Source organism: uncultured Metabacillus sp. (assembly GCF_947503125.1).
GTDB lineage: Bacteria > Bacillota > Bacilli > Bacillales > Bacillaceae > Metabacillus.
Map to the genome: position 1 here is coordinate 1 of NZ_CANNCR010000005.1, position 27,000 is coordinate 27,000.

General features: G+C 37.9%; 31 protein-coding genes. 2 read left to right on the forward strand and 29 right to left on the reverse strand.

Annotated elements, in window-relative coordinates:
• Positions 1-55: 55 nt before the first annotated feature.
• The 28 genes from Q1B07_RS05425 to Q1B07_RS05560 all read right to left on the reverse strand — a co-directional run bounded on the left by Q1B07_RS05425 (position 56) and on the right by Q1B07_RS05560 (position 24,250).
• Complete coding sequence (locus Q1B07_RS05425) at positions 56-196, reverse strand: hypothetical protein (protein ID WP_299095825.1); 141 nt, start codon at positions 194-196, stop codon at positions 56-58.
• Positions 197-350: 154 nt separating this feature from the next.
• Positions 351-1,151, reverse strand: a complete 801-nt coding sequence (gene spo0A, locus Q1B07_RS05430; protein WP_299832115.1) for a sporulation transcription factor Spo0A — start codon at positions 1,149-1,151, stop codon at positions 351-353.
• Between the two features lie 311 nt (positions 1,152-1,462).
• Entirely contained in the window at positions 1,463-2,743 is a 1,281-nt protein-coding gene (gene spoIVB, locus Q1B07_RS05435; protein ID WP_299088092.1) for a SpoIVB peptidase, read from the reverse strand.
• A gap of 205 nt (positions 2,744-2,948) precedes the next feature.
• Positions 2,949-4,649 carry a DNA repair protein RecN gene (gene recN, locus Q1B07_RS05440; RefSeq protein ID WP_299088070.1) on the reverse strand — a complete coding sequence of 567 codons (1,701 nt, stop codon included), beginning with the start codon at positions 4,647-4,649 and terminating at the stop codon, positions 2,949-2,951.
• Positions 4,650-4,754: 105 nt separating this feature from the next.
• Positions 4,755-5,204 carry a transcriptional regulator ArgR gene (argR, locus tag Q1B07_RS05445; RefSeq protein WP_299088069.1) on the reverse strand — a complete coding sequence of 150 codons (450 nt, stop codon included), beginning with the start codon at positions 5,202-5,204 and terminating at the stop codon, positions 4,755-4,757.
• A gap of 387 nt (positions 5,205-5,591) precedes the next feature.
• The gene (locus Q1B07_RS05450; RefSeq protein WP_299088068.1) at positions 5,592-6,443 is read right to left on the reverse strand and encodes a TlyA family RNA methyltransferase; all 852 of its coding nucleotides are present in this window, start codon (positions 6,441-6,443) and stop codon (positions 5,592-5,594) included.
• Positions 6,440-8,341, reverse strand: coding sequence for a 1-deoxy-D-xylulose-5-phosphate synthase (gene dxs / locus Q1B07_RS05455; protein ID WP_299088067.1), 1,902 nt, complete (start codon positions 8,339-8,341; stop codon positions 6,440-6,442). Before dxs ends, Q1B07_RS05450 begins: the two co-directional genes overlap by 4 nt.
• A gap of 267 nt (positions 8,342-8,608) precedes the next feature.
• On the reverse strand, positions 8,609-9,493 hold the full coding sequence (locus Q1B07_RS05460) for a polyprenyl synthetase family protein (RefSeq protein WP_299088066.1): 885 nt from the start codon (positions 9,491-9,493) through the stop codon (positions 8,609-8,611).
• On the reverse strand, positions 9,490-9,741 hold the full coding sequence (locus Q1B07_RS05465; protein WP_299088064.1) for an exodeoxyribonuclease VII small subunit: 252 nt from the start codon (positions 9,739-9,741) through the stop codon (positions 9,490-9,492). Before Q1B07_RS05465 ends, Q1B07_RS05460 begins: the two co-directional genes overlap by 4 nt.
• The gene (gene xseA, locus Q1B07_RS05470; RefSeq protein ID WP_299088062.1) at positions 9,734-11,086 is read right to left on the reverse strand and encodes an exodeoxyribonuclease VII large subunit; all 1,353 of its coding nucleotides are present in this window, start codon (positions 11,084-11,086) and stop codon (positions 9,734-9,736) included. Before xseA ends, Q1B07_RS05465 begins: the two co-directional genes overlap by 8 nt.
• A gap of 86 nt (positions 11,087-11,172) precedes the next feature.
• Positions 11,173-12,030, reverse strand: a complete 858-nt coding sequence (gene folD, locus Q1B07_RS05475) for a bifunctional methylenetetrahydrofolate dehydrogenase/methenyltetrahydrofolate cyclohydrolase FolD (RefSeq protein ID WP_299088061.1) — start codon at positions 12,028-12,030, stop codon at positions 11,173-11,175.
• A 31-nt stretch (positions 12,031-12,061) separates the two neighbouring features.
• Positions 12,062-12,448, reverse strand: a complete 387-nt coding sequence (gene nusB / locus Q1B07_RS05480; RefSeq protein ID WP_299088060.1) for a transcription antitermination factor NusB — start codon at positions 12,446-12,448, stop codon at positions 12,062-12,064.
• A gap of 281 nt (positions 12,449-12,729) precedes the next feature.
• A complete protein-coding gene (locus tag Q1B07_RS05485; protein ID WP_299088091.1) occupies positions 12,730-13,113 on the reverse strand; it encodes an Asp23/Gls24 family envelope stress response protein in 384 nt (127 codons plus the stop codon).
• Positions 13,114-13,162: 49 nt separating this feature from the next.
• The gene (accC, locus tag Q1B07_RS05490) at positions 13,163-14,515 is read right to left on the reverse strand and encodes an acetyl-CoA carboxylase biotin carboxylase subunit (protein WP_299088059.1); all 1,353 of its coding nucleotides are present in this window, start codon (positions 14,513-14,515) and stop codon (positions 13,163-13,165) included.
• A gap of 12 nt (positions 14,516-14,527) precedes the next feature.
• Positions 14,528-15,022 (reverse strand): acetyl-CoA carboxylase biotin carboxyl carrier protein, encoded by a 495-nt coding sequence (accB, locus tag Q1B07_RS05495; RefSeq protein WP_299088057.1) that lies wholly within the window; start codon positions 15,020-15,022, stop codon positions 14,528-14,530.
• A gap of 523 nt (positions 15,023-15,545) precedes the next feature.
• On the reverse strand, positions 15,546-16,277 hold the full coding sequence (locus Q1B07_RS05500; RefSeq protein ID WP_299088088.1) for a SpoIIIAH-like family protein: 732 nt from the start codon (positions 16,275-16,277) through the stop codon (positions 15,546-15,548).
• 3 nt (positions 16,278-16,280) lie between these two features.
• Positions 16,281-16,934 carry a stage III sporulation protein AG gene (spoIIIAG, locus tag Q1B07_RS05505; RefSeq protein ID WP_299088055.1) on the reverse strand — a complete coding sequence of 218 codons (654 nt, stop codon included), beginning with the start codon at positions 16,932-16,934 and terminating at the stop codon, positions 16,281-16,283.
• Positions 16,924-17,583 carry a stage III sporulation protein AF gene (gene spoIIIAF, locus Q1B07_RS05510; protein ID WP_299088053.1) on the reverse strand — a complete coding sequence of 220 codons (660 nt, stop codon included), beginning with the start codon at positions 17,581-17,583 and terminating at the stop codon, positions 16,924-16,926. Before spoIIIAF ends, spoIIIAG begins: the two co-directional genes overlap by 11 nt.
• 13 nt (positions 17,584-17,596) lie before the next feature.
• Positions 17,597-18,802 carry a stage III sporulation protein AE gene (gene spoIIIAE, locus Q1B07_RS05515; RefSeq protein ID WP_299088051.1) on the reverse strand — a complete coding sequence of 402 codons (1,206 nt, stop codon included), beginning with the start codon at positions 18,800-18,802 and terminating at the stop codon, positions 17,597-17,599.
• 28 nt (positions 18,803-18,830) lie between these two features.
• Positions 18,831-19,226 carry a stage III sporulation protein AD gene (spoIIIAD, locus tag Q1B07_RS05520; protein ID WP_299088085.1) on the reverse strand — a complete coding sequence of 132 codons (396 nt, stop codon included), beginning with the start codon at positions 19,224-19,226 and terminating at the stop codon, positions 18,831-18,833.
• 13 nt (positions 19,227-19,239) lie between these two features.
• Positions 19,240-19,446: a stage III sporulation protein AC gene (gene spoIIIAC / locus Q1B07_RS05525; protein ID WP_026558844.1), complete on the reverse strand. Its 207-nt coding sequence runs from the start codon at positions 19,444-19,446 to the stop codon at positions 19,240-19,242.
• Between the two features lie 22 nt (positions 19,447-19,468).
• On the reverse strand, positions 19,469-19,984 hold the full coding sequence (gene spoIIIAB / locus Q1B07_RS05530; RefSeq protein WP_299088040.1) for a stage III sporulation protein SpoIIIAB: 516 nt from the start codon (positions 19,982-19,984) through the stop codon (positions 19,469-19,471).
• Positions 19,981-20,901: a stage III sporulation protein AA gene (gene spoIIIAA / locus Q1B07_RS05535; RefSeq protein ID WP_299088037.1), complete on the reverse strand. Its 921-nt coding sequence runs from the start codon at positions 20,899-20,901 to the stop codon at positions 19,981-19,983. The genes spoIIIAB and spoIIIAA overlap by 4 nt, the downstream gene beginning before the upstream one ends.
• Positions 20,902-20,990: 89 nt before the next feature.
• Positions 20,991-21,272 carry a YqhV family protein gene (locus tag Q1B07_RS05540; RefSeq protein WP_299088034.1) on the reverse strand — a complete coding sequence of 94 codons (282 nt, stop codon included), beginning with the start codon at positions 21,270-21,272 and terminating at the stop codon, positions 20,991-20,993.
• A gap of 164 nt (positions 21,273-21,436) precedes the next feature.
• A complete protein-coding gene (gene efp / locus Q1B07_RS05545; protein WP_299088032.1) occupies positions 21,437-21,994 on the reverse strand; it encodes an elongation factor P in 558 nt (185 codons plus the stop codon).
• A gap of 97 nt (positions 21,995-22,091) precedes the next feature.
• Positions 22,092-23,156 carry a Xaa-Pro peptidase family protein gene (locus Q1B07_RS05550; protein WP_299088029.1) on the reverse strand — a complete coding sequence of 355 codons (1,065 nt, stop codon included), beginning with the start codon at positions 23,154-23,156 and terminating at the stop codon, positions 22,092-22,094.
• Entirely contained in the window at positions 23,153-23,620 is a 468-nt protein-coding gene (gene aroQ / locus Q1B07_RS05555; RefSeq protein ID WP_299088082.1) for a type II 3-dehydroquinate dehydratase, read from the reverse strand. The genes Q1B07_RS05550 and aroQ overlap by 4 nt, the downstream gene beginning before the upstream one ends.
• 99 nt (positions 23,621-23,719) lie before the next feature.
• Positions 23,720-24,250 (reverse strand): YqhR family membrane protein, encoded by a 531-nt coding sequence (locus Q1B07_RS05560; protein WP_299088026.1) that lies wholly within the window; start codon positions 24,248-24,250, stop codon positions 23,720-23,722.
• Between the two features lie 338 nt (positions 24,251-24,588).
• Here Q1B07_RS05560 and Q1B07_RS05565 point away from each other — a divergent pair, with 338 nt between their 5' ends.
• Both Q1B07_RS05565 and Q1B07_RS05570 read left to right on the forward strand, forming a co-directional pair.
• Positions 24,589-25,539 (forward strand): DUF1385 domain-containing protein, encoded by a 951-nt coding sequence (locus tag Q1B07_RS05565; RefSeq protein WP_299088024.1) that lies wholly within the window; start codon positions 24,589-24,591, stop codon positions 25,537-25,539.
• Between the two features lie 196 nt (positions 25,540-25,735).
• The gene (locus tag Q1B07_RS05570) at positions 25,736-26,116 is read left to right on the forward strand and encodes an SA1362 family protein (RefSeq protein ID WP_299088022.1); all 381 of its coding nucleotides are present in this window, start codon (positions 25,736-25,738) and stop codon (positions 26,114-26,116) included.
• Here Q1B07_RS05570 and Q1B07_RS05575 read toward each other — a convergent pair.
• Entirely contained in the window at positions 26,113-27,000 is an 888-nt protein-coding gene (locus Q1B07_RS05575) for a patatin-like phospholipase family protein (protein ID WP_299088020.1), read from the reverse strand. The genes Q1B07_RS05570 and Q1B07_RS05575 overlap by 4 nt on opposite strands.

Here is a 27,000-nt window from a genome sequence, read left to right on the forward strand (position 1 = left end):
ATATATGGACATTATAATCGTCTAATTCTGGACAGGCAATACCGTCAACTTTTGGTCATTTTGGGATGGCAATAACATCTAAGTACAAAATGAAAAGTTTCAGTGTTTGTTCATAACTTGCTAATGTTTTTCTAGATAAATTTTTTGAATCACAGTAAAGCATAAAATTATCTAAGTGATCTTCAATCCCAGACAAAACAAAAAACCTCCCTAAATCTTGGTATGACCCAATAAATAGGAAGGTTTAAAATTAACCGGTATTTAATTAAAAATTAGTTGGTTACTTATGTCAGTGTTCCAATAATTACAATTTAACTATAAACCCTTGATAAGCTTGGCTTTCACCGCCATTAGCTTGCCTTATGCTCCAAACGAAGCTTATCCGCAACCATCGCGATGAATTCTGAATTTGTCGGCTTTGCTTTCGTCATACTAACTGTATATCCGAACAGAGAGGAGATTGATTCAATATTCCCTCTGCTCCATGCAACTTCAATTGCATGCCGAATAGCCCTTTCAACGCGGGAAGCAGTTGTGTTGTATTTTTTGGCGATGTCCGGGTATAACACCTTTGTAATGGATCCAAGTAATTCAATATCGTTATAGACCATAGAGATGGCTTCACGTAAATATAAATATCCTTTAATATGTGCTGGCACACCGATTTCATGGATAATGCTCGTGATGCTGGCATCAAGGTTTTTTCCTTTGCCATGAGAGGATTCATTCGATGATCTAACAGAGGAGCTAGCACGTTTTATTAGCGGTGCCGCATTTCCGCTTACTTGGCGGATATGACTCGCTAAGCCTTCCATATCAAAAGGTTTTAAAATAAAGTATGCTGCTCCAAGGTCTACCGCTTTTTTCGTAACATCCTCTTGTCCAAATGCTGTAAGCATAATGACATTAGGCTGCGGACGGTCCATTTGTCTTAATCTTTCTAACACACCTAGGCCATCTAAATGCGGCATAATAATATCTAATACCAATACATCAGGATCTTTTTCTTTTTCTTTTAACATATTTAAACATTCTTGGCCATTATACGCAACGCCTAGAACTTCAATATCATCTTGACTTGAGAGATATTCCTCTAATAAACCAACAAGTTCACGGTTATCATCAACAATACAATCCTTAATTTTTTTCACAAATCTTCCTCCTCAGTCTCGTTTTGCCATTATGTCTTATATCTATACATGATTATACCTAAACAAATTCGACAATGTGAGTAAAATTCCTTTATTTTTATAAAAAAACTTTAAAAAGCAGAGTTTATCATTATATACCTTCAATTTGCTCCTTTTTTCGACTAAAAACGCCATTTGACTTTTTGAGACTAAGGTTGTTTTGTCGAAAAATCTTTTCAACTTTATTTTACATAAATCCCAATTAAAATAAAAGCAGAAAATGAAAAATACGCCAAGAAATTGAAATTTCCTGGCGTATTACCATTTTTTTCTTAACTTACCTTTTGTTTTTGTTTTGAATAAATATCAATTCCTGCTTCATTTAGCATCCATTCAATGTGAACACCGTACCCGCTTGTTGGATCATTTACGAAAACATGTGTGACCGCACCGATCACCTTTCCATTTTGGATAATTGGGCTGCCGCTCATCCCTTGAACGATCCCGCCTGTTTTATCTAATAATTTTTCATCGGTGATTTTTATGACCATTCCTTTTGTTGCAGGAAATTTTTGCGGAACAGAGCTGACTACTTCTACATCAAACTGTTCAACTTTGTCATCCTCAACAACTGTTAAAATTTTTGCAGGACCTTCTTTTACTTCATTCGAAAGCGCGATCGGTATGGCTTTATCCATTATCCAATTGCGAATATCTTGATTAAGCTCCCCAAAAATTCCAAATGGACTGTTACGTGTAATGCTGCCAATGACTTCACGATCTCCAGAAAAGCGAGCAAGCTTTTCTCCAGGATTACCGTTGCTGCCTTTTTCAATCGATGTTACGGTCGATCGCACGATTTGTCCATCCTCAACAACAATTGGTTTTTTCGTATCCATATCAGAGATAACATGTCCTAATGCACCGTACTTTTTTGACTTAGGATCATAAAAAGTCATCGTCCCGATTCCTGCCGCAGAATCACGAATGTACAAACCAATTCGATAAGATTGATCATTTTCATCTTTAAGAGGATAAAGCTTTGTTTTCACTTCTTTTTCTTCTCTGGATAGAATTAAATCAAGAGGTTTTCCTGTTTTCCCAGCTTCTTGAATAAACGGGGTTACATCACTCATTTGTTCAATTTTTGTGCCATTGATGCTTGTAATGATGTCTCCGACCTGAACACCAGCTAATTCACCCGGAGATTTCTTTCCTTCAGTTGTATTGATTTGGTGATGTCCAACCACCAAAACGCCAAGGGTATTTAATTTTACACCAATTGATTGTCCGCCTGGAATCACTTTAAAATCTGGAAGAACATTTACGCCAACCTTTTTAACAGGAAAGCCTGCAAGATCAAATACAACTGCACCTTCTCCCGCTTTTTTACCATGAACATCAAGTGTTTTACCATCACTATTCTTTTGAACTGTAAATGCCTCTTGTACATCTAGTTGCGAAGCCGTTACAGGAATTGAACTTTCCACGCTCACTTGCTGTGACTCAAACACCGACAAACTTGTTGGTATTTTAACGTATTCCTTTACTTCTTTTACAAATCCTAAACACATGAATGAAACAAGGAGAATTACACCAACTATTTTTCTCATTTTATCTATTTGCAATAACTTTCACTCTCCTCGCTCCTAACCCACACCACAACTATATATGGCTACAGTTTTAATTTAGCCTTCTCAACGCTTATTTATAACTTCAATCATTAGAAAAAAGAAGGTTTTGTTGTAAGTTTTAAGCATAATGAAATTTTTTTATCCTTAAGCAAATAAAAAGCCGCCTAAAGGCTGCTTTTTATTGTTATTTCTTTGACGTATGGGCTAAAGCAAGCAGCTCTTTTGCATGCTCCTTTGAAAGCTCGGTCACTTCTACTCCAGCAATCATACGACCAATCTCTTTAATTTTTTCTTCTTCATTAAGTGGCTTTACACTCGTTTTTGTTCGACCTGATTTGGTTTCTTTCGCAATATATAGATGGGTATCTGCCATTGCAGCAACTTGAGGAAGGTGGGTAATGCATAAGACCTGTGAGCCATTTGAAACGCGATAAATTTTTTCTGCAATCGCTTGTGCGACACGTCCGCTTACACCTGTATCCACTTCATCAAATATGATCGATGTAATCCCTTGGTGTTGGGAAAAAATGCTTTTCATTGCTAACATAATTCGTGACAGCTCTCCTCCAGATGCTGTTTTACTTAAAGGCTTTAAAGGTTCACCAGGATTAGTCGATAAATAGAATTCTACATCATCCACACCGGTTGGAGTAAATTTCACTTCGTTAAATGTGGTTATTTTTTCTGCAAAATGTACGTTAAAGGTTGTTTTTTCCATATATAGCTCTTTTAACTCGCGATGAATTTCATCTGTTAATATATCAGCGAAGTTTCTTCGAATACTTGTTAGGTTTTTTGCTTCAATTGCCAAATCCTTAAGAATCGAATCAAGCTCTTTTTTTAATTTATGCAGGTGACTGTCACGATTTTGAATTTGATCGATTTCCTCTTCAATACGTGCCGAATACGTTAAAATCTCTTTTACTGTTTGCCCATATTTACGTTTTAAATGAGTAATTTCATTTAATCGACCCTCAACAAAATTTAAACGCTCCGGATCAAATTCCAATGAATCCAATTCATTTCGAACTTGATAGGAAAGATCCTCAAGTAAATAATACGCATTTGAAATGGTTTCCGATAATTCCTTTAATGTTGCATTGATTGAGGAGACATCTTCTAAATTGCTCATTGCATGTCCGACCCAGTCCAATCCCTTTTGCTCACCATGAAGGGAATTGTAGCTGTTTTTTAAGGCTTCATAGATTTTTTCAAAATTGGAAATTTGATTTTTTTCCTTCTGAAGTAGCTCATCTTCATTAGGCTGTAATTCTGCTTTTTCAATTTCATCTAATTGAAACTGAAGGAGATCAAGACGGTGAGCCATTTCCTGTTCATTTTCGGAAAGTTGTTTGATTTTTTTCTGTAAATTATCAAAGCTTTTAAATATTTGAAAATAAGCATCTATCGCTTGTCTCACTTTTTTTCCGCCATATTGATCAAGCAATGTTAAATGATTTTCCTCATTCATAAGCTCCTGGTTATCATGCTGTCCATGAATATCAACTAAACACTGGCCGATTTCTCTCAGAATGGCAATTGTAACCAGCTTTCCATTTATTCGGCAAATACTTTTACCTGAGGAAGCTACATCTCTGCGTAAAACAATCATTCCATCACTGATATCGATTCCGAAGTTTTCACATTTTGTATAAACTGGATGTTGTTCATCATCAATGAGAAATAACCCTTCAAGCTCAGCTCGTTTTTCCCCAAATCGGACAAATTCCGAGGACCCTCTAGCCCCCGCAAGTAAATGGATTGCATCAATTATAATCGATTTTCCCGCTCCAGTTTCACCTGTTAACACCGTTAATCCTTTTTCAAAGGAAATCGTTAATGATTCAATTATGGCAAAGTTTTTTATTGATAATTCCGCTAGCAAACAGAATCACACCTCTTTTGGATAAATGTATTCATATTTCTTTATCATACTTGATTTATCAGCTGCCTTTAACTGAAACCTTTGAATGGATGAAAATCCTTAAATTTACAGCATATCTAAGAAACGTTCAGAAATCGTTTCAGTATCCTTTGCAGTTCTGCAGATGATTAAGATTGTATCATCACCGCAAATGGTCCCTAGTACCTCATCCCAATCAAGATTATCAATTAAGGCACCAATAGCATTGGCATTTCCAGGAAGAGTCTTCATCACAAGCATATGTCCGGCAGAGTCGATTTTAACAAAGGCATCCATAAGTGCACGCTTTAGTTTTTGTAATGGGTTAAAGCGCTGATCTGCTGGCAGGCTGTATTTATAACGCCCATCAAGCATCGGCACTTTTACTAAATGTAATTCTTTAATATCACGAGAAACCGTTGCCTGTGTAACATTAAAGCCCATTCCTTTTAATAAATCAACTAATTCATCTTGTGTTTCAATATCATTATTTGAAATGATTTCTCGAATTTTAATATGTCTTTGCCCTTTATTCATAAAAGCACCCCTTTTGCAATGATGCATATCTTTTTAATTTTGCATGTTTATACTTTTCATCTTATATTAAAAACCTTAAAATGTACAGGTTTTAAAAAGATTAAGTCTAGAAATACTGCATAAAAAGCTGAGTAAAGGGGGAATCATTATAATTTTAGAATAAAATCACACATTCACTTTTTGCATGAATATCCAGAACATTCCGATTCTATAAAAATTCATGACAATCCATAAAGAAAACTCGTCGACTGGCGAGCCTGAAAGGCGAAGACAGAGGCGTAGGTGCTCTTATATTTTATACTTAAAATTGGCCACTACGTCGAATTCCTTCTTCGCTGGCAATTTATGCTTTCTTAAAACTTGAAAAAAACAGGATCATAGCATATGCTATTCTTCCTGCTTAGCTTTTTGTTTATTTTCTTTTAAAGTGGAATGAGCTGCCTCGACAATGACAGGAGCTGATTTCTCCAAGTGGTTTTTTCCTTGTTCTTTTACACCTTCATAACGAAGATGTAATAAAAATTCAATATTTCCATCTCCACCTGTTATCGGTGAATAAGATAGGTTATAGACATCAAACCCCTCTTTTAACGAAAACTCAATCATTTCCTCTAATACAAGCTCATGAACTTTTGGATCACGTACGATCCCTTTTTTGCCTACTAACTCTCTTCCGGCTTCAAATTGCGGTTTAACTAAGGCGACAACATCACTATGAGCCACTAAAATCGTTTTTAGCACAGGCAATATCAGCTTTAGTGAAATAAAAGAAACATCTATCGAAGCGAATTCCGGCAACCCTTCCTGAAAATCAGCAGGTGTTGCATACCGGAAATTGGTTCTTTCCATGACAACAACTCGCTCATCCTGCCTAAGCTTCCATGCTAATTGATTGTAGCCAACATCTAACGCATATGAAAGCTTAGCACCATTTTGCAGAGCACAATCCGTAAAGCCGCCGGTTGAGGAGCCAATATCGATCATGATTTTATCCTTAACATCAATGTCAAACTCTTTAAGTGCTTTCTCAAGCTTTAGTCCCCCGCGGCTAACATAGGGAAGTGTATTCCCTTTTATTGTTAAGACGATATCACGGGAAACTTTTTCACCTGGCTTGTCTAAGCGTTCTTCATTACCATATACGAGGCCTGCCATGATCGCACGCTTCGCTTTTTCTCTTGTTTCAAACAAGCCGTTTTCAACAAGAAGAATATCTACTCGTTCTTTTTTCGTACTCATGATCTTAATACCCTTTTCTCTTTTTCAGGCATCATCGCTCTTAATTGTGCCACAACATCTTCTTTCGTCATCCCGATTTCTTCAAGAAGTTTCGACACACTGCCATGCTCAATAAAACGATCAGGAATACCCATTCTTGAAATCAGTGATTGATGATAATTATGTTCTTGAGCAAACTCTAAAATAGAACTGCCAAAACCTCCTTGCAAAACAGCTTCCTCAATCGTCAGCACTGGTATTTGCTCTGTAAAGATTTCATGAAGCATTTGGTCATCTAAAGGTTTAATAAATCGTGCATTGACAACACGTATCGCTTTACCTTGTTTAGCCATAATCTCTGCGGCTTCCATTGCCATTTCAATCGTCGTACCAAAGGTAAGTATCACCGCATCGCTGCCTTCTCTAAGAACTTCCCAAGTACCAATTGGGATTTCTTTTAGCTCTTCATCCATTTTCACTCCGATACCGTTACCGCGCGGATAGCGAAGAGCAATTGGGCCATCATTATATTTTAAAGCTGTATTAACTAAGTGCTGTCCTTCATTTTCATCCTTTGCCATCATAATGACCATATTTGGCAAATGTCTTAAAAAGGCAATATCAAACACACCTTGATGTGTTTCCCCATCTGCACCGACTAGTCCTGCACGATCAATACCGATGAAGACATTTAAATTTTGGCGGCAAATATCATGAACAACCTGGTCATATGCACGTTGTAAGAAGGTTGAATAGATGGCCAGAAATGGTTTCATATTTTGCGTGGCAAGCCCTGCTGCCATCGTTGCAGCATGCTGCTCGGCAATTCCTACATCGAACATCCGATCCGGAAACTCCTCTGCGAATGCTTCAAGCTTTGAACCAACCGGCATAGCTGGAGTAATTGCGACAATCCGCTCATCTTCTCGAGCGAGTTTACGTACGGTTTCACTAACAAGCTTGCTCCACGCAGGACCGACAACTTTTGGCTTTACGAAATCACCCGTTTCAATTTTATAGGGTCCTGTTCCATGCCAAGTACCGATGGTATCTGTTTCAGCAGGTTGATACCCTTTTCCTTTCTTCGTAATCACGTGAAAAAGAACGGGGCCTGATGTCTTTTTAGCGTATTGAAGATTTTCAAATAAATCTTCGTAATTATGGCCATCGATCGGACCTAAATAAGTAAATCCTAATTCTTCAAAAAATACTCCTGATACAAGCATGTATTTCAGGCTGTCCTTCACTCTTTCAGCAGTTGAAGCAAGCTTTCCGCCTACAGCAGGTATTTTCTTTAATAAATATTCAAGTTCATCTTTTACCCAATGATACTTGCCTGCTGTTCTAAGGCGCCCAAGCACATTATGAAGTGCACCAACGTTTGGAGCAATCGACATTTCATTATCGTTAAGAACTACGATAATATCTTTTTTCTCATGACCAATATGATTAAGAGCTTCAAGAGCCATCCCGCCGGTAAGAGCTCCATCACCTATAATCGGAATGATATGCTCTTTTGTTTTCTTTAAATCTCTAGCTATAACCATTCCCATTGCAGCCGATAATGATGTTGAACTATGACCGGTTTCCCATACATCATGCTCACTCTCATTTCGTTTCGGAAAGCCGCATAAGCCTTTGTATTGACGAAGCGTATCAAATTCATTCGCTCTTCCTGTCAAAATTTTATGAACATAGGATTGATGGCCAACATCCCAAATAAATTTATCCTTTGGACTTTCAAAAACTTTGTGAAGGGCGATGGTTAGTTCAACCACACCTAAATTCGGCCCAATATGCCCTCCTGTTTCTGATAGCTTTTCAATTAAAAATTGCCTGATTTCCGCACTTAGCTTTTCAAGTTCATTAATGGAAAGCTTTTTTAAAAAGCGCGGGTCTTTAATGGATAGAAGATCCAAATGGATCACTCACTTTCGGATTCAGTTTGATTCTATATGACTGTTTACTTTTATACATTATATTCTCTTCTTTATATTTTAATGTAAACTTCTTATATTTAAAAATGGATGAAATAAGATTTATACATCGAATAACTATGCGCAAGCAAAAACTTACCATAAAATAACGGTAATTACAATGATTAAAGTGAGGGGCACCTTGCTTTCAGAATGAAAATAGTATAAAAACCGCTACCAATCGGGAACGGTTTTAAAATCTATACTTGATTAATGGTCTCTATTTGCCATTAAGTCACACATTTGATAAAGCAATTCAGACCGAACTGATAAATTGTTGAGAATCTCTTTTGCAAAGTCGATATGATCATTAAGTTTTTCCTTTGCTCCTTGCATTGTTAAAATAGAAGGATAAGTTGTCTTTTCATTTATTGTATCAGAACCAACTGGTTTTCCTAAAATCATTTGGTTTCCTTCAATATCTAAAATATCATCGCGAATTTGGAAGGCAATACCAAGGTGGTAAGCAAACTTTCGCAAGTTATCGATATCCTCTTCAGGAGCCCCTGCTAAAATGGCGCCAGAAATAATGCTAAAGCCTAAAAGCTTGGCGGTCTTATTTTCATGAATGGATTGAAGCTCAGAAAGTGTTAGCTTTTTGACTTCCCCTTCCATATCTGATACTTGTCCGCCAACCATTCCCTCTGCACCAGCTGCATTTACAAGCTCTGAGACAATTCTAAGCTTCTTGTCAGCTGGCAGTAGTTGGTCATTGACAATTAATGAAAAGCTTTGAGTTAATAATCCGTCTCCAGCCAAAACTGCCAATGCTTCTCCAAAAACCTTATGGTTCGTTGGCTTTCCACGTCTTAAATCATCATCATCCATACAAGGAAGATCATCATGAATAAGTGAATACGTGTGAATCATTTCAACAGCACAAGCTGTACCAATCCCTAAATCTTCTGATTGTTTGTATGTATGAAGCAGGGCTAACACAAGAATTGGACGAAGCCGTTTCCCCCCTGCTTCTAATGAATATCTCATGGCCTCCTTTAATGAATGAGGTGCTTGAAGCTTTTCAATATATGACGGCAGGGCATTTTCAATTATCTGTTTACGTGAATGTAAAAATTGATTAAGCTGTATGGTCACGCTTTTTCTTCCTCCTGCAGCTCAAATGGCTTTAATTGCCCATCTTCACGTAAAATATAGTCCATTTGCTTTTCAACTTGCTGAAGTTTATCATGGCAAAGCTTGGAAAGTTCCATTCCTTTTTGAAAATAATCAATTGCCATTTCCAGAGGGACATCCCCCTCCTCAAGTTTGCCAACAATTTCTTCTAATTTTTGCATGGCAGCTTCAAAAGACACTTCATCTTTTTTGGGTTGTTCTTTACTCATTTATGGATCGCTCCTCTATTCCCTGTACTTGACAATCCAATTGTCCATCTTTTAACTGTACTTTTATTGTCTGACCTTGTTCAATATGCTCAATGCTTTTGATCAGCTTATTTTCATAATATACAAGGCTGTAGCCCCTGTCCATTACCTTTAACGGGCTCAGTGCATTTAGTTTAGCAATTGCTTCATTAAATTGCGAATGTTTTACGGTTAATAGTGAATTCATTTCACGCTTAAGCTTTTTAATGTAAGATTCATATGCGTCTTTTGAGCGATTAATCTGCTCTTTGGGATGTACATTTGCAAGCCTGTTTTTCAAATAGGTGAATGCATCTAACTTATGATTGACAGCCCTTTTTCCTTCCTTTTGAAGACGTTCTACTAGCATATCCAGCTGCTGCTCCTTTTGTAAATAAAGCTGTTTTGGATACCTGAAGGCATAAGAAGTTTGTAAATGGTTTAACCGATCTTTTTTTGAGGTTATTTTTTCCCGAATGGATCTCTTCAATCGATTTTGACGATCTATTATCCGATCCATTAACTCGGAAAAATGAGGTACAGCTAGTTCGGCAGCACCCGTCGGCGTAGGGGCACGCAAATCTGCTACAAAATCGGCAATCGTATAGTCTGTTTCATGACCGACTGCAGAGATAATTGGTATCTGTGAAGCAAAAATTTCCCGAGCTACAATTTCTTCATTAAACGCCCATAGCTCTTCAATCGATCCTCCACCACGTCCAACGATTAATACATCAAGTGTTCCCAATTGGTTGGCTATTTTGATTGCTTTTGCTACAGAGGCACCTGCTTGAACCCCTTGTACAAGAGCTGGGATAAGGATGACCTTAGCTAGAGGATAACGGCGATTGATCGTCGTTAAAATATCACGGATTGCAGCACCTGTAGGTGAGGTAATAACCCCGATCTGGTTTGGATATTTTGGAATCGGCTTCTTATGAACTTGATCAAAAAGTCCTTCTTTCTGTAATGTCCTTTTTAATTCCTCATAGGCTAAATAAAGGCTGCCAATGCCATCCGGCTGCATTTCTTTGACATAAACCTGGTAACCTCCGCTTTGCTCATAAACCGAAATTTCACCACGAAGCAGCACCTTCATTCCGTTCTTAGGTTTGAATTTAAGCGTTTTATTTGAACCGGCAAACATGACAGCTTGAATTCTCGCCTTTTCATCTTTTAGGGTAAAATACATATGTCCCCGGCTATGCAAATTAAAGTTGGAAATCTCCCCCTTTATCCAAATGTCTGCTAAATGAGGATCCACATCAAATTTTCGTTTAATATACTTTGTCAAGGCTGTAACGGTTACATATTTTATTTCACTCATAGGACACTCCCCTTAACCTGCACAGTAACGTTTCGTGCAGGGATGAGGACGGAGCAAAAATATGAATCTCCGTCCTCTATAAATACTTATTTTTTTTCAAGAAACTGTTTTGCAGATTGGACTGTATTATGTGCCAGCATTGTAATCGTCATTGGCCCAACTCCGCCTGGAACTGGTGTCAGGTAGCTTGCCACCTCTTTTGCTTCGTCAAAAACAACATCACCGCATAATTTGCCGGTTTCGAGTCTGTTTACACCTACATCAATAACAACCGCACCTGGTTTAATGTCTGCACCTTTAATGAAATTAGCTCGGCCAACAGCAGCTACTAAAATATCTGCCTCTTTTGTATACGAAGATAAATCTTTCGTTTTTGAATGGCAGTAGGTAACCGTAGCATGTTCATTTAGCAGAAGCTGTCCAACTGGTTTCCCAACAATATTACTTCTTCCAACTACAACAACATTCTTGCCTGTAATTTCAACTCCAACTGATTTAATCATTTCAACAATTCCCGCTGGTGTACAAGGTAAAAATGTATCTTGACCCGTCATCATACGGCCAATATTGATCGGATGAAAACCATCTACATCCTTTTCAGGCGAAATTTTTTCAACAACCGCTGTTTCATTAATATGTGAAGGAAGCGGCAATTGGACTAAGATCCCATGATATTCGTTATTGTTATTATAATGGTCAATAACATCAAGTAATTCTTTTTCTGTTAATGATTCAGGGAAGTGCTCTAATTTAAAACCTACACCGATTTCTTCAGCAGCCTTTTGTTTTCCTCTAATATAGGAGAGTGATGCAGGATTGTCACCAACTAAAATAACCACAAGCTTTGGTAATAATCCTTGTGCTTTAATTTGCTCTACCTCTTTAGCAAGCTCACTTCTTTTGGTTTGCGATAATTGTTTTCCATCAATAATTGTTGCTGCCATTTCTATTTCCTCCTCATTCTACCTTAAACCTTTAAAGATTTTGTTTAATTTTAGAGAGAACACCGTTGACGAATTTACTTGAATGATCATCACCAAACGCTTTAGCTAATTCCACAGCTTCATCTAAGGTTACATTAGCCGGGATATCCTCCTCATACTTCAGCTCATAAGCAGCCATACGAAGAATTGTTTTATCAATATTTGCTAAGCGATCAATTGTCCAGTTCACAAGGTGTGGAGCAATTAGCTCATCGAGTTCCTTTTGATGCTCAATTGTTCCGAAAACCAGCTTATTCATAAATTGATCCGGATCTGCGTCGTCTAGTACATGCTCAATGGCTTCGTTTGGATCTATCTTGCTTACATTCACTTGAAATAGCGCCTGTAGTGCCTTTTCTCTTGCTGTTCTTCGTTTCATTCTTCTTGCTCCTTTAATTAATTAGAAATGTCGAATGTCATAATGTGATCATACCACATCTAACAGTCAGATTCATGCCGAAAATGAAGGTTTTTATGTAATTTCCGAATGAAAAGGGTTTAACCTCAAAAAATATTCGTTATTTATTTTTTCTTCTACTTACAATATAACCATGCTATAAACATTCTATTAATCGTGCAATATTTTTACTATCAACTAATGATAGTGTCATTCTTAAAAACAAAAGAAAACCAAAGGGACATTCCCTCTGGTTTTACTTTTTACATCTCTTGATCTACCTCTATTTCCTGTGTTTTTGCTTCAAATTGAACGCCAACAACATGGATGTTTACTTCATTAACTTCTAATGCAGTCATGTTAAGTAAAGCTTGGCGGATGTTGTCTTGAATTTTCTGAGCAACGGTTGGAATAGATACACCGAAAATCATCACACAGTATACATCGATAATGATACCTTCTTCAGCAAGCTCAACCTTTACACCCTTGCCGTGGTTTTTCTTTCCTAAACGCTCTACGACGCCTGCAGCAAAGTTTCCTCTCATTGAGGCTACACCTTCAATTTCAGATGCTGCGATACCGGCGATTACTTCAATCACCTCAGGAGCAATCTCTACCTTGCCTAAGCCGTTGTACTCTTGATTCATTTCTAAAACATTATTAGTTTCTTTCAAGCCTCAGCACCTCCAAATGATTTTACGAATCCATGATCTTATACAATTCTAAAAACTTGGTGTTAAAATCACCTGAAACAAATTTTTCATGTTCAAGAAGCCGTAAATGGAATGGAATGGTTGTTGAAATCCCTTCGATAACGAACTCACTTAAAGCACGCTTCATTCGGGCAATAGCCTCTTCTCTTGTCGCGCCATATGTAATTAGCTTTGCGATCATTGAATCATAAAACGGTGGAATGGAGTATCCCGGATAGACCGCTGAATCTACTCTAACACCTAGACCACCAGGGGGCAAGTACATCTCAATTTTCCCTGGAGAAGGCATAAAGTTCTTTTCCGGATTTTCGGCATTGATACGACATTCAATCGCCCAACCATTAAAAGTAACATCCTCTTGCGCGACAGATAGTTTTTCACCCGAAGCAACTTTAATTTGTTCTTTAATTAAGTCAATGCCTGTTACCATTTCCGTTACAGGATGTTCGACTTGAATACGAGTGTTCATTTCCATAAAGTAAAACTTCTTGTTAATGTGATCAAAAATAAACTCAACTGTTCCCGCGCCAGTATAGTCAACAGCAGCAGCAGCCTTAACAGCAGCCTCTCCCATTTGTGCACGAATGGTTTCATCAAGGGCTGGTGATGGCGTTTCTTCTAGCAGTTTTTGGAGTCTGCGCTGAATTGAGCAGTCACGTTCACCAAGATGAATAACATTTCCATGTGAATCAGCCAATACTTGAATTTCTACATGACGGAAATCCTCGATGTATTTCTCAATATAAACACCAGGATTACCAAATGCAGTAGCCGCTTCCTGCTGGGTAATTTCGATCCCTTTCACAAGAGCCGGCTCATCTTGGGTTACGCGAATACCTTTTCCGCCTCCGCCTGCCGTTGCTTTTATTATAACAGGATATCCCATATCATTTGCCAGCATTTTTGCTTCATCGATATTCTCAATAATTCCTCTTGAGCCTGGGACAATTGGTACACCTGCTTCACGCATTGTTTCTCTTGCCACATCTTTCGTTCCCATTTTAGAAATGGCTTCTGCACTAGGACCGATAAAAATAATATTGCATTCTTTGCACAGCTCTGCGAAATCAGCATTTTCTGCTAGAAAGCCGTAGCCTGGATGAATGGCATCACTGCCTGTCAATTTTGCAACACTAATGATATTTGTAAAATTTAAATAGCTATCCTTCGAAGCAGTTGGACCAATACAGTATGCTTCATCAGCAAGCTGTACATGCAATGCATCACGATCAGCTTCTGAAAAAACAGCAACTGTTTCGATTTCCAATTCTTTACATGCCCGAATGATTCGGACAGCAATTTCTCCTCGATTCGCAATAAGTACCTTCTTTATCATCATCAAAACTCCTTACTCAGGCTTTACAAGGAATAAAGGCTGACCATACTCGACAAGCTGTCCATTTTGAACGAGTATTTCGACGATCTCACCCTTCACTTCTGCTTCAATTTCATTGAAGAGCTTCATTGCCTCTACGATACATACAACAGTATCTTTATTTACTTTAGAACCTACTTCAACATAATTGCCGGCTTCAGGTGAAGAAGCAGCATAAAACGTTCCTACCATCGGGGAGGTAATCTTATGTAAATTGGCTGTATCTGCTTTTGGCTCTTCTACTTGGTGTTGTTTTGGAGCCTCTACTGCAGCTGCTTGTTGTTGTACTGGTGGAGCTTGTACAGTTTCAACAGCAGGTGAAGTGACAATATTACGTACGACTGTTTCTACCTCTTGTGATTGCTTTTTCATTTTTATTTTTGAACCTTCATGTTCGAATGAAAATTCATTAATTGAGGAACAATCGATTAATTTAATGATTTCTCTAATTTCTTGTATTTTTAGCATGCTTAGGCACCCCTTTAATTCTATAATCATGTACAAAAAACATGATCTCCTAATTTATAGGCTAGTACTAAAACTAAGTCCCATACTAACATCTTACGATACATTACGGGAGAAATTCAACAATAATTGTACCCATTTCCTCAGGTTTCTAGTGATAATATAAATGAAAACGCAAGGCTCTGAGCATTCTGCGACATTCATAAGACGCTCAAGAATAGAAGGTATTCTTTTACCTTCTATTCCTGAATAGCTAGACCCAAGAGGAGTTAGGTGCTGGCAGTCAAATACGCGACGTCCTGTCGCACGGCATGCACTTGCACGTCCTGTGCTTCGGAGCTAGACACAAAAACTAAGTACAAAAAGTTATATTTTCTTCCTTATCCCCAAGTCCTAAAAGTAAAGACTTCGTTTTCTTATACTAACATTCTTAAGATTTAAAATTCTAATACAACAAAAAACCTATAGGGTAGACATTTAAAGTGTCTACTCTATAGGATCTTTTTAATCACTATGTTCTTTTTATTTATTGTTCAAATGTTACAATCACTTCATCTGTATTGTCCATTTCATCTCTAACAAGCTTTAAAATCTTGTTAGCTGCGGACGCGTCATGATCTTTTGCTTTAACAGTAATTTTGACTTCGTCGCCTTCTGCACGTACTAAAGCATCATCATAGCCTTGTGATTTAATAAGTGTTTCAAGTGTTGCTTCTTTTTTGGCTGCTTCCGCTAATGCTTCCATTTCATCTTTTGCTTTGCTTTTTTCTTCAGGAGTTGCTTCATTGCTTGCAACAGTTGCTTCTAAATCCTCGACTAATTTGCTGCGATTGGCATCTAGCTCCAGTCGTAATTCTGCGAATAATTCATCACTAGACACTTGGGAAATAACTGTACCATCTTCAAGTTCTTCTGTTTGAACTTCACCTTCTGTAGATTCTTCTTCTGCTTCCCCTTCAGATGTGCCTTTTTCACCAGCTTTACCTTCATCTGCAGGTTGTTTTTCCTCAGTTGGCTGCTTTTCCTCTGCCGGTTGTTTTTCTTCAGCTGGCTGTTTTTCTTCTGCCGGTTGTTTTTCCTCTACAGCAGGCTGTTCTTCGGCTACTTCTTCCGCTGTTGTATCTTCAGTAACCTCTTTTTCGTTTTCAGTCATGACGACATTGCTAGGATCCCCTTCAGGAGATGTCACGTAATAAACAGATAGCACCACCACTAAACTTAACATTGTCAGCAACCACACCGTTTGTTTTTTCAACATCATCTATTCATCCTCCTTTATTTTTTTCGAAGCAACGGCTACACGATGGCTAGGTACATCTAAAACACGCGTAACCGACTCAACTATGGTTTGCTTTATATGAATGTTGTCAGCACCCTGGGCGACAATTAAAACACCGCGAATCTCAGGTTTTTTTGTTTCTACGATGATCGGAGTCTCTTTTTCCCCCTCTTGAATAATGACAACCTTATTATCTGATGAACTATCTTCTACGATTCTTTTACCGCCTTCTGGATCGGTTTCTTCAGTGACTTGTGATTGATTGACACTGTCTTTTTCAACCACCTTTCGTCCTGTCGAGTCAACATTTACGACTACAGATACATTCCCTACACCAGAAATCGTTTCTAATACCTCTTTTAATTGATTTTCATATTCTGCTTCATAATCAGATATAGTGCGAGTATTTTCTCCCTTTGTTTGCTTAAACACTTCTGTACTTACTTCAGTAGAGGTAGAAGAAACTGGAAGTGCATTATTTTCTTGGTCATTACCAGTAAATAGATTGCTAATAAGCATAAACGCAATCCCTAATACAAAAACAAGGACAAAATATTGATATTTTGATGGTTTCTTAGAATCTGACTGGCCAAGTAACGACTTTAGCTTTTGGATGAAGCTATCTTTACTGCTCATTTAATGACACCTCCCCCCCTTCCAATTCGAGTGAGATTTTTTCTTCTTGTACTTCCCATATTTTTGCTAGAAATGCTGTAATGTCATCGGAATTGAGCTTTGTTTCTGTAGCAGTTTCAACATCCTTTGATAGGTTAATTGAAACAGGTTCAACTTCTTCTACCGCCTCTACTCCATCTTTGTTAGCTTCCTCCGTTGCTACATTCGGTTCCAAGATGACCTTAATATGCTGCAGATCCTTATGCGAATCTATGATATCTGCTTGTGCGGATTCGGAAAGAAGGATTTTATCAATCGTTACATCATAGTTTTTCACCAGCTCCTCTTTTACCATCGTTTTCATTTGGACAGCCATTTGTTCTAAAATATATGCACGTTGTGAGGCTTGTATTTCTTTTTTCTGAAATTCTATTGAATTTTTTACTTCATTTTCTTGCGATGGACCAGCAGATTGAAATTCTGAGAGGATTTCTGTCATATCTGCAGAAAATAAGGTGAAGATTGGATTGATGATGACGATAATCAATAATAAGCTGATCACCATTTTTGCATATTTCTGCATAGAAGAATTTGGCAAAAGTAAATCAATGACTACGGCTAGTAAAATAAAGACAATGATATTGGTAATCCAATCTGTTAAAAACTCCAAAGCGGATTCCTCCTCACCTCATCATAATCGTTAAATTTCCTGCAGCGATGATGACGGTTAAGCTTAAAAAAAACATGAGTGAAACAATAGCCAAAGCTGCAAAGATATAGATAACACTTTTACTAATGATGTCAAGGCAAGTGATAACAGGACCACCGCCAAGTGGCTGGAGAATCGAGGCTGCTAGTTTATAGATAAACGCAAGTGATAACACTTTAATCGCCGGAAATGCCGCAATAAATAACAGGATCGCAACCCCTATCACCCCGACCGTATTCTTTAATAAGATGGATGCACTTATAACCGTATCCGTTGCATCGGTAAACATCCTGCCGAGCACAGGAATGAAATTTCCGGTAATGAATTTTGCCGTTCGAATCGTTATGCCGTCCGTAACCGCGGCAGAAGCCCCTTGGACCGAAATAACACCGAGAAAAATGGTTAAAAACGATGCGAGCAGACCAATGCTGATATTTCTAAGAAGTCCTGCAAGCTGTGTAACCTTGTATTGATCTGTTAAGGTACTAACAATATTTAATAAAGCGGAAAGAAATAGCAGCGGCAGCACAATATTCTGAATCAACAACCCGCTCGTATTCATTAAAAAGATAATAACCGGATGAAAAAAAGCAGCAGAGGCTAGTCCACCTGAAGAAGCCATTAAAGCTAATAACAGCGGAATCAACGCAAGAATAAAATTTGTCATAGAGTGAATGGCATCGTTTGTATATTGAATCGCAACATGAAAGCTATTCAGCGCAATAATGATCAGAACCATATAGACAAGCGCGTAGGCAACCTTGCTTACCGTGCTTTGATTGAATGCATTTTGCAATAACTGCAAAAGCATGCTGAAAACCGTTAAAAGAATTAAAGTACCTAATAATTTTCCATTGGCAATTAGCTCGTGAAATAAAAATTGCAAAAAGGCTTTCATCCATTCCTGAAAGGATAGTTCCTTTTCCCCGCTTAAAAATTGCAGCAAACTTCCTTTTTGGCTTTCAGGTAAAAAGCCGCCATATTCTGTCATCACTTTATCCCAATAGGTTCTTATATCCTCCACATCGAGCTTTTCTACCTGCTCCTCAACCAGCACGCTGGCATTAGGCAGTTCAGCTTGTTCCGTCTGTTCTGTTTGTTGGGGTGTCTCAGAGGCTTGTACATTTATTGGGATGATTAGAAAAAAAGTAATAAAAAGAAGGGAAAGCGCCGTTTTCATGAATCCACCTCCAACTAATCCTAAACCATTAAGATGAACCTGGAATCATTCCAAGAACAGTTTCAATTATGACGGATAAAATCGGAATTGCCATTGTCAGGATCAGGATCTTTCCTCCAAGCTCAATCTTTGAAGCAATCGCACCTTGTCCCGCATCTTTTGTGATTTGCGCCCCAAATTCAGCAATATAGGCAATCCCGATAATTTTTAAGATAGTTTCAACATAAATAAGATTGACATTCGCATTTATCGCAATTCGTTCAACCATTCGTATAATTTCATACACTTGATCAATTAAAAATAAAAAAATCACACAGCCAACAAATACAACAAGCATAAAGGCGAAGGAAGGCTTTTGCTCTTTTACGATTAGGGCTAAAAAGGTGGCGATTAACCCCAGTCCGACGATTTGAATGATTTCGATAACAGTCCCCTCCTTACCCTTGGAAAAGAAAGACCGATTTTATTTTTTTAAATAAATCATCTACAATTGATGCAACCATGAACAAGATATAAATAAAGCCTATTAGTGTCACCCATTGTGCATATTCTTTTTTCCCCATTTGATCTAATATGGTGTGAAGGAATGCAACGACGATTCCTATCCCGGCAATTTGAAAGATCGTATTAATATCTACGCCCACCTTCGACGACTCCCTTCCACTTCTACATCAGTAATATTACAACGAGCAATCCTGCTAAAACACCTAAGCTTTTCATCATACGTTCATAGCGATTTTGCCGATCAATGGCATCAGCTTCTTCTCTCTGTAAGTGTGAAAGCGTTAGCTTGATATGTTTTTGCTGTGAGATTCGATCATGCTGACCAAGTGTTTCGCCAAACTGTTTCAATACTTCATACTCACCCTGTTTTAATGCGGTCATGTTCCAAATGCTTTGAAGACTTTCCTCCCAGGCCCCTTTTACACTCGTATGGCCTTTGACAAGCTTGTTGGCGAATTGTTCAAAAAACAATGATAATGGTTTAGGTAATTGCTTTGAGATATTTTGAGCCGCAACGATTAATGAAGTATGCCCATACATAATCTCTGCTTCTAATGATTGAAGGGCTACCTTTAATTGTCTGAGCTGCCTCGTTCTTTCACTAAAATGTTTTGCCATTTCGAAGCCTGCCCATGTTGTTGCAAGAATAATGAGGATTGCACCCATCCACTTAATCATTTAGTCACACTTCTTTCTAAAATTAACTGCTCGCCATGCTGATTAAGAATTTGCTGAACGGTTCCAGGGCCGTTTTTTCTAGACAACTCCAAGTATCGATCAAACACTTTCGCTTCAAATAACGTCCTTAGTGTTGGGCGATTCATTAAGTCACCGGCATGATATCCATGTACAGTCACAAATAACTGAACACCTGCATGTACGGCTTCCATAACAGCCTCTGCATCTTCCTTCGTTCCTATCTCATCTACAATCAATACATCAGGACTCATGGAACGAATCATCATCATCATGCCTTCAGCTTTTGGACACGCGTCCAGCACATCAACCCGTTCACCAAGCTGATGCTGCGGAACTCCCTTTACACATCCTGCAATTTCCGATCGTTCATCAACAATGCCTACCTTGTTTGATTCGATCTGATGAAAACCACTGCTTATAATTCTTGCAAGATCCCTAAGCAAAGTCGTTTTCCCTGTTTGCGGCGGTCCAATGATGAGCGTATTCAACCATTTCCCGTCATATAAATAAGGAATGTACCTTTCAGCAACTCCAAGCTTTTCCTTTGCAATCCGGATATTAAAGGATGTGACATCCCGAATCGCTTTAACTCGTCCACCTTCTGTAATCACTCGTCCAGAAAGACCGACACGATGTCCTCCGCAAACCGTTATATATCCCTTTTTCAACTCTTCTTCCAGTGTATAAATTGAATATTGGCTTAGCTCGTTTAAAAGATTGATCGAGTCTTCATACGTTGTGATAGATGATAGGAAAACAGGTTTACCCATGATGACAACCTCCACCCTTTTCATCACACGGATACGTATCTCTTCAATTCGAGCAATACTAGCAGGATGTAGTTTCTTAATCTGATGACTAATTGAATCCGGAAGCATCTCAATAATTTCTTTCACACCGCTTCCTCCTATAAGGCTATTCGTTACTTTCAATGTATGCATGCTTGACCACATTCATGACTTAATTGTCCTGATGATTTTTACCGCTACTTATAAATGCCGAATAAAATAAAAAATACACCCAAGCCGATAAAAATCAATTTTGCATATGACAATTGGTCGGCAATATGAAAGATCCCAATTGTCATTGTGACAATAAAAATAACCGGACCCACAATAGCAAGTAGCGAATTAATTGTAACCGCTTTTTTTACATCATTGAACACTAACATTAAGATAGCTGCGGTTAATTCAATTGAAGCGGACACAAAGCGTAAACCAGCCATCGTTAAAACCGTTGAATCAAAATGAGAGAAAAATCGTTTCATGTGGTCCTCCTAAAATATAGTTTGTACACCATATGCGAGAGGGCGGAGATTTAGACAAAGAAGGTTGATATTTAGATAAAAAAGGAATTAAACAGGGAGTGTAATTATTTGTTACATACAAAAAGAGGCGCCCTAAATGGACACCTCTTCTTTAATTTTATTGTCTATGCACGTGAAACGTAAGAAGCTTCAGCCGTATTAATAATTAAGCGATCCCCTTCATTAATAAAGAATGGAACTTGAACAGATAAACCAGTTTCTAACTTAGCTGGCTTAGAGCCGCCTGATGCAGTATCACCTTTAATGCCAGGCTCAGTTTCTACAACCTCCAGCTCGACTGTGTTTGGCAATTCAACACCTAATGTCTCTGTACCAAACATCATGATTTGTACTTCCATGTTTTCTTTTAAGAATTTTAATTCATATTCAATTTGAGCTGAAGATAATTCAATTTGGTCATATGTTTCTGTATCCATGAATGCATGTTGATCGCCATTTGCATAAAGATATTGCATTCTGCGTGTTTCAATTTGAGCTCTTGCTACTTTTTCACCGGCACGGAACGTTTTCTCTTGAACAGCTCCTGTGCGTAAATTACGTAGTTTTGAACGAACAAATGCAGCACCTTTACCTGGCTTAACATGCTGGAAATCCATGACGCGCCAAATGCCGTTATCCACCTCAATCGTTAATCCTGTACGAAAATCGTTAACTGAAATCATGAAAAAAGTCCTCCTAATAGCTTAAATAAGGGATGTAAAGATTCTACCTTAAACTTGTTAAGTTAGTCTCTATTCCTATATGTAAAAGTATTCCCTATTACAAAATAATAAGATCTTTTGGTGAATGAGTAAGCGACTCATTTCCGCTTTCTGTAATTACTGTATCATCTTCAATTCTGACGCCGCCTAGACCAGCTATATAAATCCCAGGTTCAACAGTTACCACCATGCCTGGTTCAAGAATTGTATCAGATCTAAAGGATAAAGCAGGTCCTTCATGGACTTCCATTCCTAAACCGTGGCCAGTTGAATGTCCGAAATACTCACCATAGCCTTGTTCAGTAATATAGTCCCTGGTAAGTGCATCTGCCTCTTTCCCTGACATACCTGGATTTATTCCATTCATGCCGCGCATTTGTGCTTCAAGAACAATTGCATAGATATTCTTCAGCTCATCACTTGGCTGGCCTATGGCAAACGTTCTCGTGATATCTGAACAGTATCCTTTGTAGTATGCACCAAAATCAAGTGTAACAAAATCACCTTTTTCAATTTCTTTGTTACTTGCTACACCATGCGGCAAAGCAGAACGATAGCCTGAAGCAACAATCATATCAAAGGATGAGGATTCAGCACCATTTTTTCTCATAAAAAATTCAAGTTCATTTGCAACTTCAATTTCTTTTAAACCAGGTTTTACAAACGTTAAAATATGCTTATATGCAGCGTCAGCAATCTCAGCTGCTTCCTTTAATATCTTAATCTCTGCCGATGACTTAATCAAGCGTAACTTTTCAACCGCACCTGACACTGGTAAAAATTCTGTGTCTGTTAATGCATTTTTATAGGATGCATAAGCTTGATAGGTTAAATGATCCTGCTCAAAACCAAGCCTTTTAATCCCTAATTGTTTAACAACGGCTGTAACCTCTTCTATGATAGGTTTGGTATGCTTGACAATCTCATAGCCTTCTACTTCCTTTGCGGCTTGCTCTGTATAACGGAAATCAGTTATAAATACAGCTTTATCTAAAGAAATGACGGCAACACCAGAAGTACCTGTAAACCCTGTCATATATCTGCGATTAAATTTACTTGTAATTAATAGTCCATCAATTGATAATTCTTTGAATCGATTGCGGATTTTTTCTAATTTAATCATTGGTTACCTCCTCCTACTCTCTCCTTTAATGCCAGCATTCCCAGTTCATACCCTTTAAATCCCAGACCGATGATTTGTCCGATTGTGACTGGAGCTGTTACAGATGTGTGACGAAATTCCTCTCTAGCGTGAACATTTGATATATGTACTTCAATAACCGGGAGTGTTACTCCTGCAATTGCATCACGGATCGCATAACTATAATGTGTAAATGCTCCTGGGTTCAAAATAATCCCATCAAACTGACCTTCTGCTTCATGAATGGCATCGATGATATCTCCTTCATGATTTGATTGAAAACAAGTTACTTCTATCTGTTCTTTTTCACCAAACGACAATAATTTCTTTTCTAAATCTGTTAACGTTTCTGAACCATAAATGGCAGGCTCACGCAATCCAAGTCTATTGAGATTTGGACCATTTATAACTAAAATCTTCATGACAATTCTTGCACCCCTTTTCATAAGAAAATAATCTTTCATCATTAATTTCTTTTTTACGAAAAAAAAAGAATGTTCAGCTAATGAACATTCTATCACAACTCATCTCTTTCACACTATGATCTAATTCTCATTATTTGTATTTAACTCATTATAATCGAATGAAATCGAGTAGCCGACAAAAAGACCATATAAAATATAAAGGCAGACTGTTGTCACAATTGTCCCTCTTGGCAATTCAAAAATTCGCTTAAGGTCCGGGAACATCGGGTTGAGAATAAAAAAAACAAGTCCCCATAAGGCTGCTCCATATGCGATTCCAATCCACATTGAGGTAAACCGCTTTAATACGGCGTAATAAACCAATGCAACTCCTATAGAGATAACTCCGATTAATACAATGCTAATATATTCGCCAAGTGTTCCATTTTTCCAATCACCTAAAGCAATTGGCTGGAGGATAAGACTCGGTTTAATTTCGGTATAGTTCAAAATAGAAGCTAAGTATGCCAGTAAACTCCAAAATACACCGCCTATAAAACCTGTTGAAATCACCTTCCCTATTTGTGATACAGGCTTTTCCCTTTTGTTTTGCTCAAAGCGAGGATTGTCTTCTTCCTTTACATCATCTGTCTTCTTTTTATCATCTGCCATTTCACTGCACCTCCATTTACTACTATGTCCATTTTTATAAAAGTCATGTTTTTTCCCTATTTTTTACTTAAATGAAAATTACATGTCTAGTAAATAGAAGCATGGGTATAATGTAAATAAAGGAATTATTTCCAGCAGAAAACTCCCTTGGACGATTATTTTTAAAAAAAGAGCACAAACGAAGACATAATGAGCTTACCTGCAAATATCACGCTAGAGGTTTCCTTCTAAATTCTGTATTATATAGATAATAACTAAACAAAGTTTGTCTTATAACCAAAGGTGTTAGATCCTTTGAGACAGATTATGGATAAACAGAATAGATAGGTTGGTGTCTCATGTCAAATCAAAAAAAGCCTGCATATGGCGGGCAAGCTGTAATTGAGGGTGTTATGTTCGGTGGCAAGCATCATTATGTAACGGCAATCCGCAGAACGGATCAATCCATTGATTTCTTTCATTTAAAAAGAAAAAATCAACCCGTATTATCAAAGCTTAAAAAGATTCCTTTTTTACGGGGGATTGTAGCGATTATTGAGGCTAGTGCCAACGGCTCTAAGCATTTAAATTTTTCAACAGAGCGTTTTGAAGTTGACCCTAAAGATGATGAAAAAATGGCAGAAGAAAAGAAGCAAAACGAATCAAAGCTGGCGATGTGGCTTGGTATTGCCGCTGTAGGGGTTATCTCATTTTTCTTCGGAAAAGTAATTTTTACCCTTCTTCCTGTGTTCCTTGCACATTTTATGCGTCCGCTAGTGCCATCAGTTTTCGGGCAAATTCTAGTAGAAGGTGCATTCAAGCTAGTGCTGCTATTAGCATATATATATGCTATATCCTTCACACCATTGATTAAACGCGTATTCCAGTATCACGGGGCTGAACATAAAGTCATCAATACGTATGAAAACAACTTGCCGCTTACAGTGGAAAATGTACAAAGTCAGTCAAGGCTGCATTACCGATGCGGCAGCAGTTTCATCTTGTTTACTGTGATCGTCGGTATTTTCGTTTATACTCTTGTACCTTTGGATCCATTGTGGCTGCGAATCGTTAACCGTTTAGCACTTATTCCAGTCGTTCTAGGGATTTCGTTTGAAGTATTACAGCTTACAAATAAGCTTCGTGATGTACCTGTCTTACGATATTTAGGATATCCAGGACTTTGGCTCCAGCTGTTAACTACGAAAGAGCCAACAGATGACCAGGTTGAAGTCGCGATTGCAAGCTTTAATGAGCTTATGCGTAAAGAAAAGGAAACAGAAACAGAATTATCAGAACAAATCGTTTAATCTAATCTTTTTTGAAGGAAAAAAGACGGAACGACACGAATTTAAAATGAATAAATAGAAATATAGACATTTCGTTTTTTGTTGTTCCGTTAGCACTTCTATAAATATAAAGCAGTTTCCTTCATTTACCCTGTGAGGTATAGCATAAAATTGGTTTTATTCATATTGATTGGTATCTTTTATCGGAGGTGGTTATATGAATCGTCGTGTGGTGAATGGAATCGTTTTGGCAATTATTTTATTAGGTGCAGTTGGATTAATATCAACTTTACTATCTGATCCGTTGTGGCTATTAAAACAAATTGCGATCTATGCTGCTATTGCTGGAATTATTTATCTCGTCTATCGAATGGTGATGAAACGGAAATTAGGTAAGGAGTATTCCTCCTATGCCAGAGCAGCAAAGCGTTCAAAAAGACGTTTCGACGACCGCAGCAGCCGTGGTTCAAATGTCAGAAACATAGCCCATGCTAAAAAATCAACAAAAACCTCTGCCATTAAAAAGAAAAGACAACCATCACATTTAACGGTGATTGAAGGGAAAAAAGGCAAAAAGAAAAACCGTGCATTTTTCTAATAGGTCCAACTTTTAAGAAATTCGATTGTTCGACTTCTACCTAGCTCAATGAGAGCTAGTTTTTTTTCTTCATTTAAGTTCCATTCCGTTGAAACAAGATGATCGACAGGTAAAAAAATAATATTTTTCTCATGTTTGCTTGAAATGTGCCGACTGTCGTGTGCATCTTTCATCGTTTCAAATAATGCACCAAACATGTCAAATGCATTACGAATCTTTTTTTTAGGCCGCTCCTTTTCATTTGAACTTAATTTGATCCCCAGGACCGGCCTCGATTTAATCGACTTTTTCGATTGATAAAACAGCCAAATTGGAAAATTACTTAACACTCCCCCATCAACAATGATATTACTCCCTGTCGAGCTCGCAAGCCTTACCGGTTCAAAAAAATAAGGTAAGCTGCAACTCATTCTTACTGCCCTTCCTACAGAAAACGATTCAGGATTTATTCCATATTTATGAAGATCATCAGGTAGCACGATTAGTCTGCCATTTGTTAAATCAGAGGCAACAATTCGAAGTGAACCGCTTGGAATATCGGCGAATGTAGTAATTCCTTTCTTTTTTAACTTTGATATAATCCATTCTTCTAGTTTAGCTCCTTTATATAGTCCAAGATTCCAATACAAAGAAATCCATTTCATGAAAGCAAACGGCAAAAAGGATTTTCGTTCATCAAGAAACATTGTTAGGTCAACTTCTTCCATCATCTCTGCTATTTCCTCAGCAGTATATCCGGCAATAATAAAGGCAGCGATAATAGAGCCAGCACTCGTCCCTGCTAAGCGCTTAAATTTATAGCCATTTTCCTCAAGCGCTTGATATGCACCAATCAGGGCAAAGCCTTTAATCCCTCCTCCTGATAAAACACCATCAATATACAT

Coding starts and splice junctions, on each gene's coding strand:
- spoIVB (WP_299088092.1), bottom strand. CDS start 2,743: ATGAGAAAAATAGTTGGTGTAATTCTCCTTGTTTCATTCATGTGTTTA.
- argR (WP_299088069.1), bottom strand. CDS start 5,204: ATGAATAAAGGGCAAAGACATATTAAAATTCGAGAAATCATTTCAAAT.
- Q1B07_RS05450 (WP_299088068.1), bottom strand. CDS start 6,443: ATGAGTACGAAAAAAGAACGAGTAGATATTCTTCTTGTTGAAAACGGC.
- Q1B07_RS05465 (WP_299088064.1), bottom strand. CDS start 9,741: ATGAGTAAAGAACAACCCAAAAAAGATGAAGTGTCTTTTGAAGCTGCC.
- xseA (WP_299088062.1), bottom strand. CDS start 11,086: ATGAGTGAAATAAAATATGTAACCGTTACAGCCTTGACAAAGTATATT.
- folD (WP_299088061.1), bottom strand. CDS start 12,030: ATGGCAGCAACAATTATTGATGGAAAACAATTATCGCAAACCAAAAGA.
- nusB (WP_299088060.1), bottom strand. CDS start 12,448: ATGAAACGAAGAACAGCAAGAGAAAAGGCACTACAGGCGCTATTTCAA.
- Q1B07_RS05485 (WP_299088091.1), bottom strand. CDS start 13,113: ATGAATCAAGAGTACAACGGCTTAGGCAAGGTAGAGATTGCTCCTGAG.
- accC (WP_299088059.1), bottom strand. CDS start 14,515: ATGATAAAGAAGGTACTTATTGCGAATCGAGGAGAAATTGCTGTCCGA.
- accB (WP_299088057.1), bottom strand. CDS start 15,022: ATGCTAAAAATACAAGAAATTAGAGAAATCATTAAATTAATCGATTGT.
- Q1B07_RS05500 (WP_299088088.1), bottom strand. CDS start 16,277: ATGTTGAAAAAACAAACGGTGTGGTTGCTGACAATGTTAAGTTTAGTG.
- spoIIIAG (WP_299088055.1), bottom strand. CDS start 16,934: ATGAGCAGTAAAGATAGCTTCATCCAAAAGCTAAAGTCGTTACTTGGC.
- spoIIIAE (WP_299088051.1), bottom strand. CDS start 18,802: ATGAAAACGGCGCTTTCCCTTCTTTTTATTACTTTTTTTCTAATCATC.
- spoIIIAB (WP_299088040.1), bottom strand. CDS start 19,984: ATGATTAAGTGGATGGGTGCAATCCTCATTATTCTTGCAACAACATGG.
- Q1B07_RS05540 (WP_299088034.1), bottom strand. CDS start 21,272: ATGAAACGATTTTTCTCTCATTTTGATTCAACGGTTTTAACGATGGCT.
- efp (WP_299088032.1), bottom strand. CDS start 21,994: ATGATTTCAGTTAACGATTTTCGTACAGGATTAACGATTGAGGTGGAT.
- Q1B07_RS05550 (WP_299088029.1), bottom strand. CDS start 23,156: ATGATTAAATTAGAAAAAATCCGCAATCGATTCAAAGAATTATCAATT.
- aroQ (WP_299088082.1), bottom strand. CDS start 23,620: ATGAAAAGGGGTGCAAGAATTGTCATGAAGATTTTAGTTATAAATGGT.
- Q1B07_RS05560 (WP_299088026.1), bottom strand. CDS start 24,250: ATGGCAGATGATAAAAAGAAGACAGATGATGTAAAGGAAGAAGACAAT.
- Q1B07_RS05565 (WP_299088024.1), top strand. CDS start 24,589: ATGTCAAATCAAAAAAAGCCTGCATATGGCGGGCAAGCTGTAATTGAG.
- Q1B07_RS05570 (WP_299088022.1), top strand. CDS start 25,736: ATGAATCGTCGTGTGGTGAATGGAATCGTTTTGGCAATTATTTTATTA.
- Q1B07_RS05575 (WP_299088020.1), bottom strand. CDS start 27,000: ATGTATATTGATGGTGTTTTATCAGGAGGAGGGATTAAAGGCTTTGCC.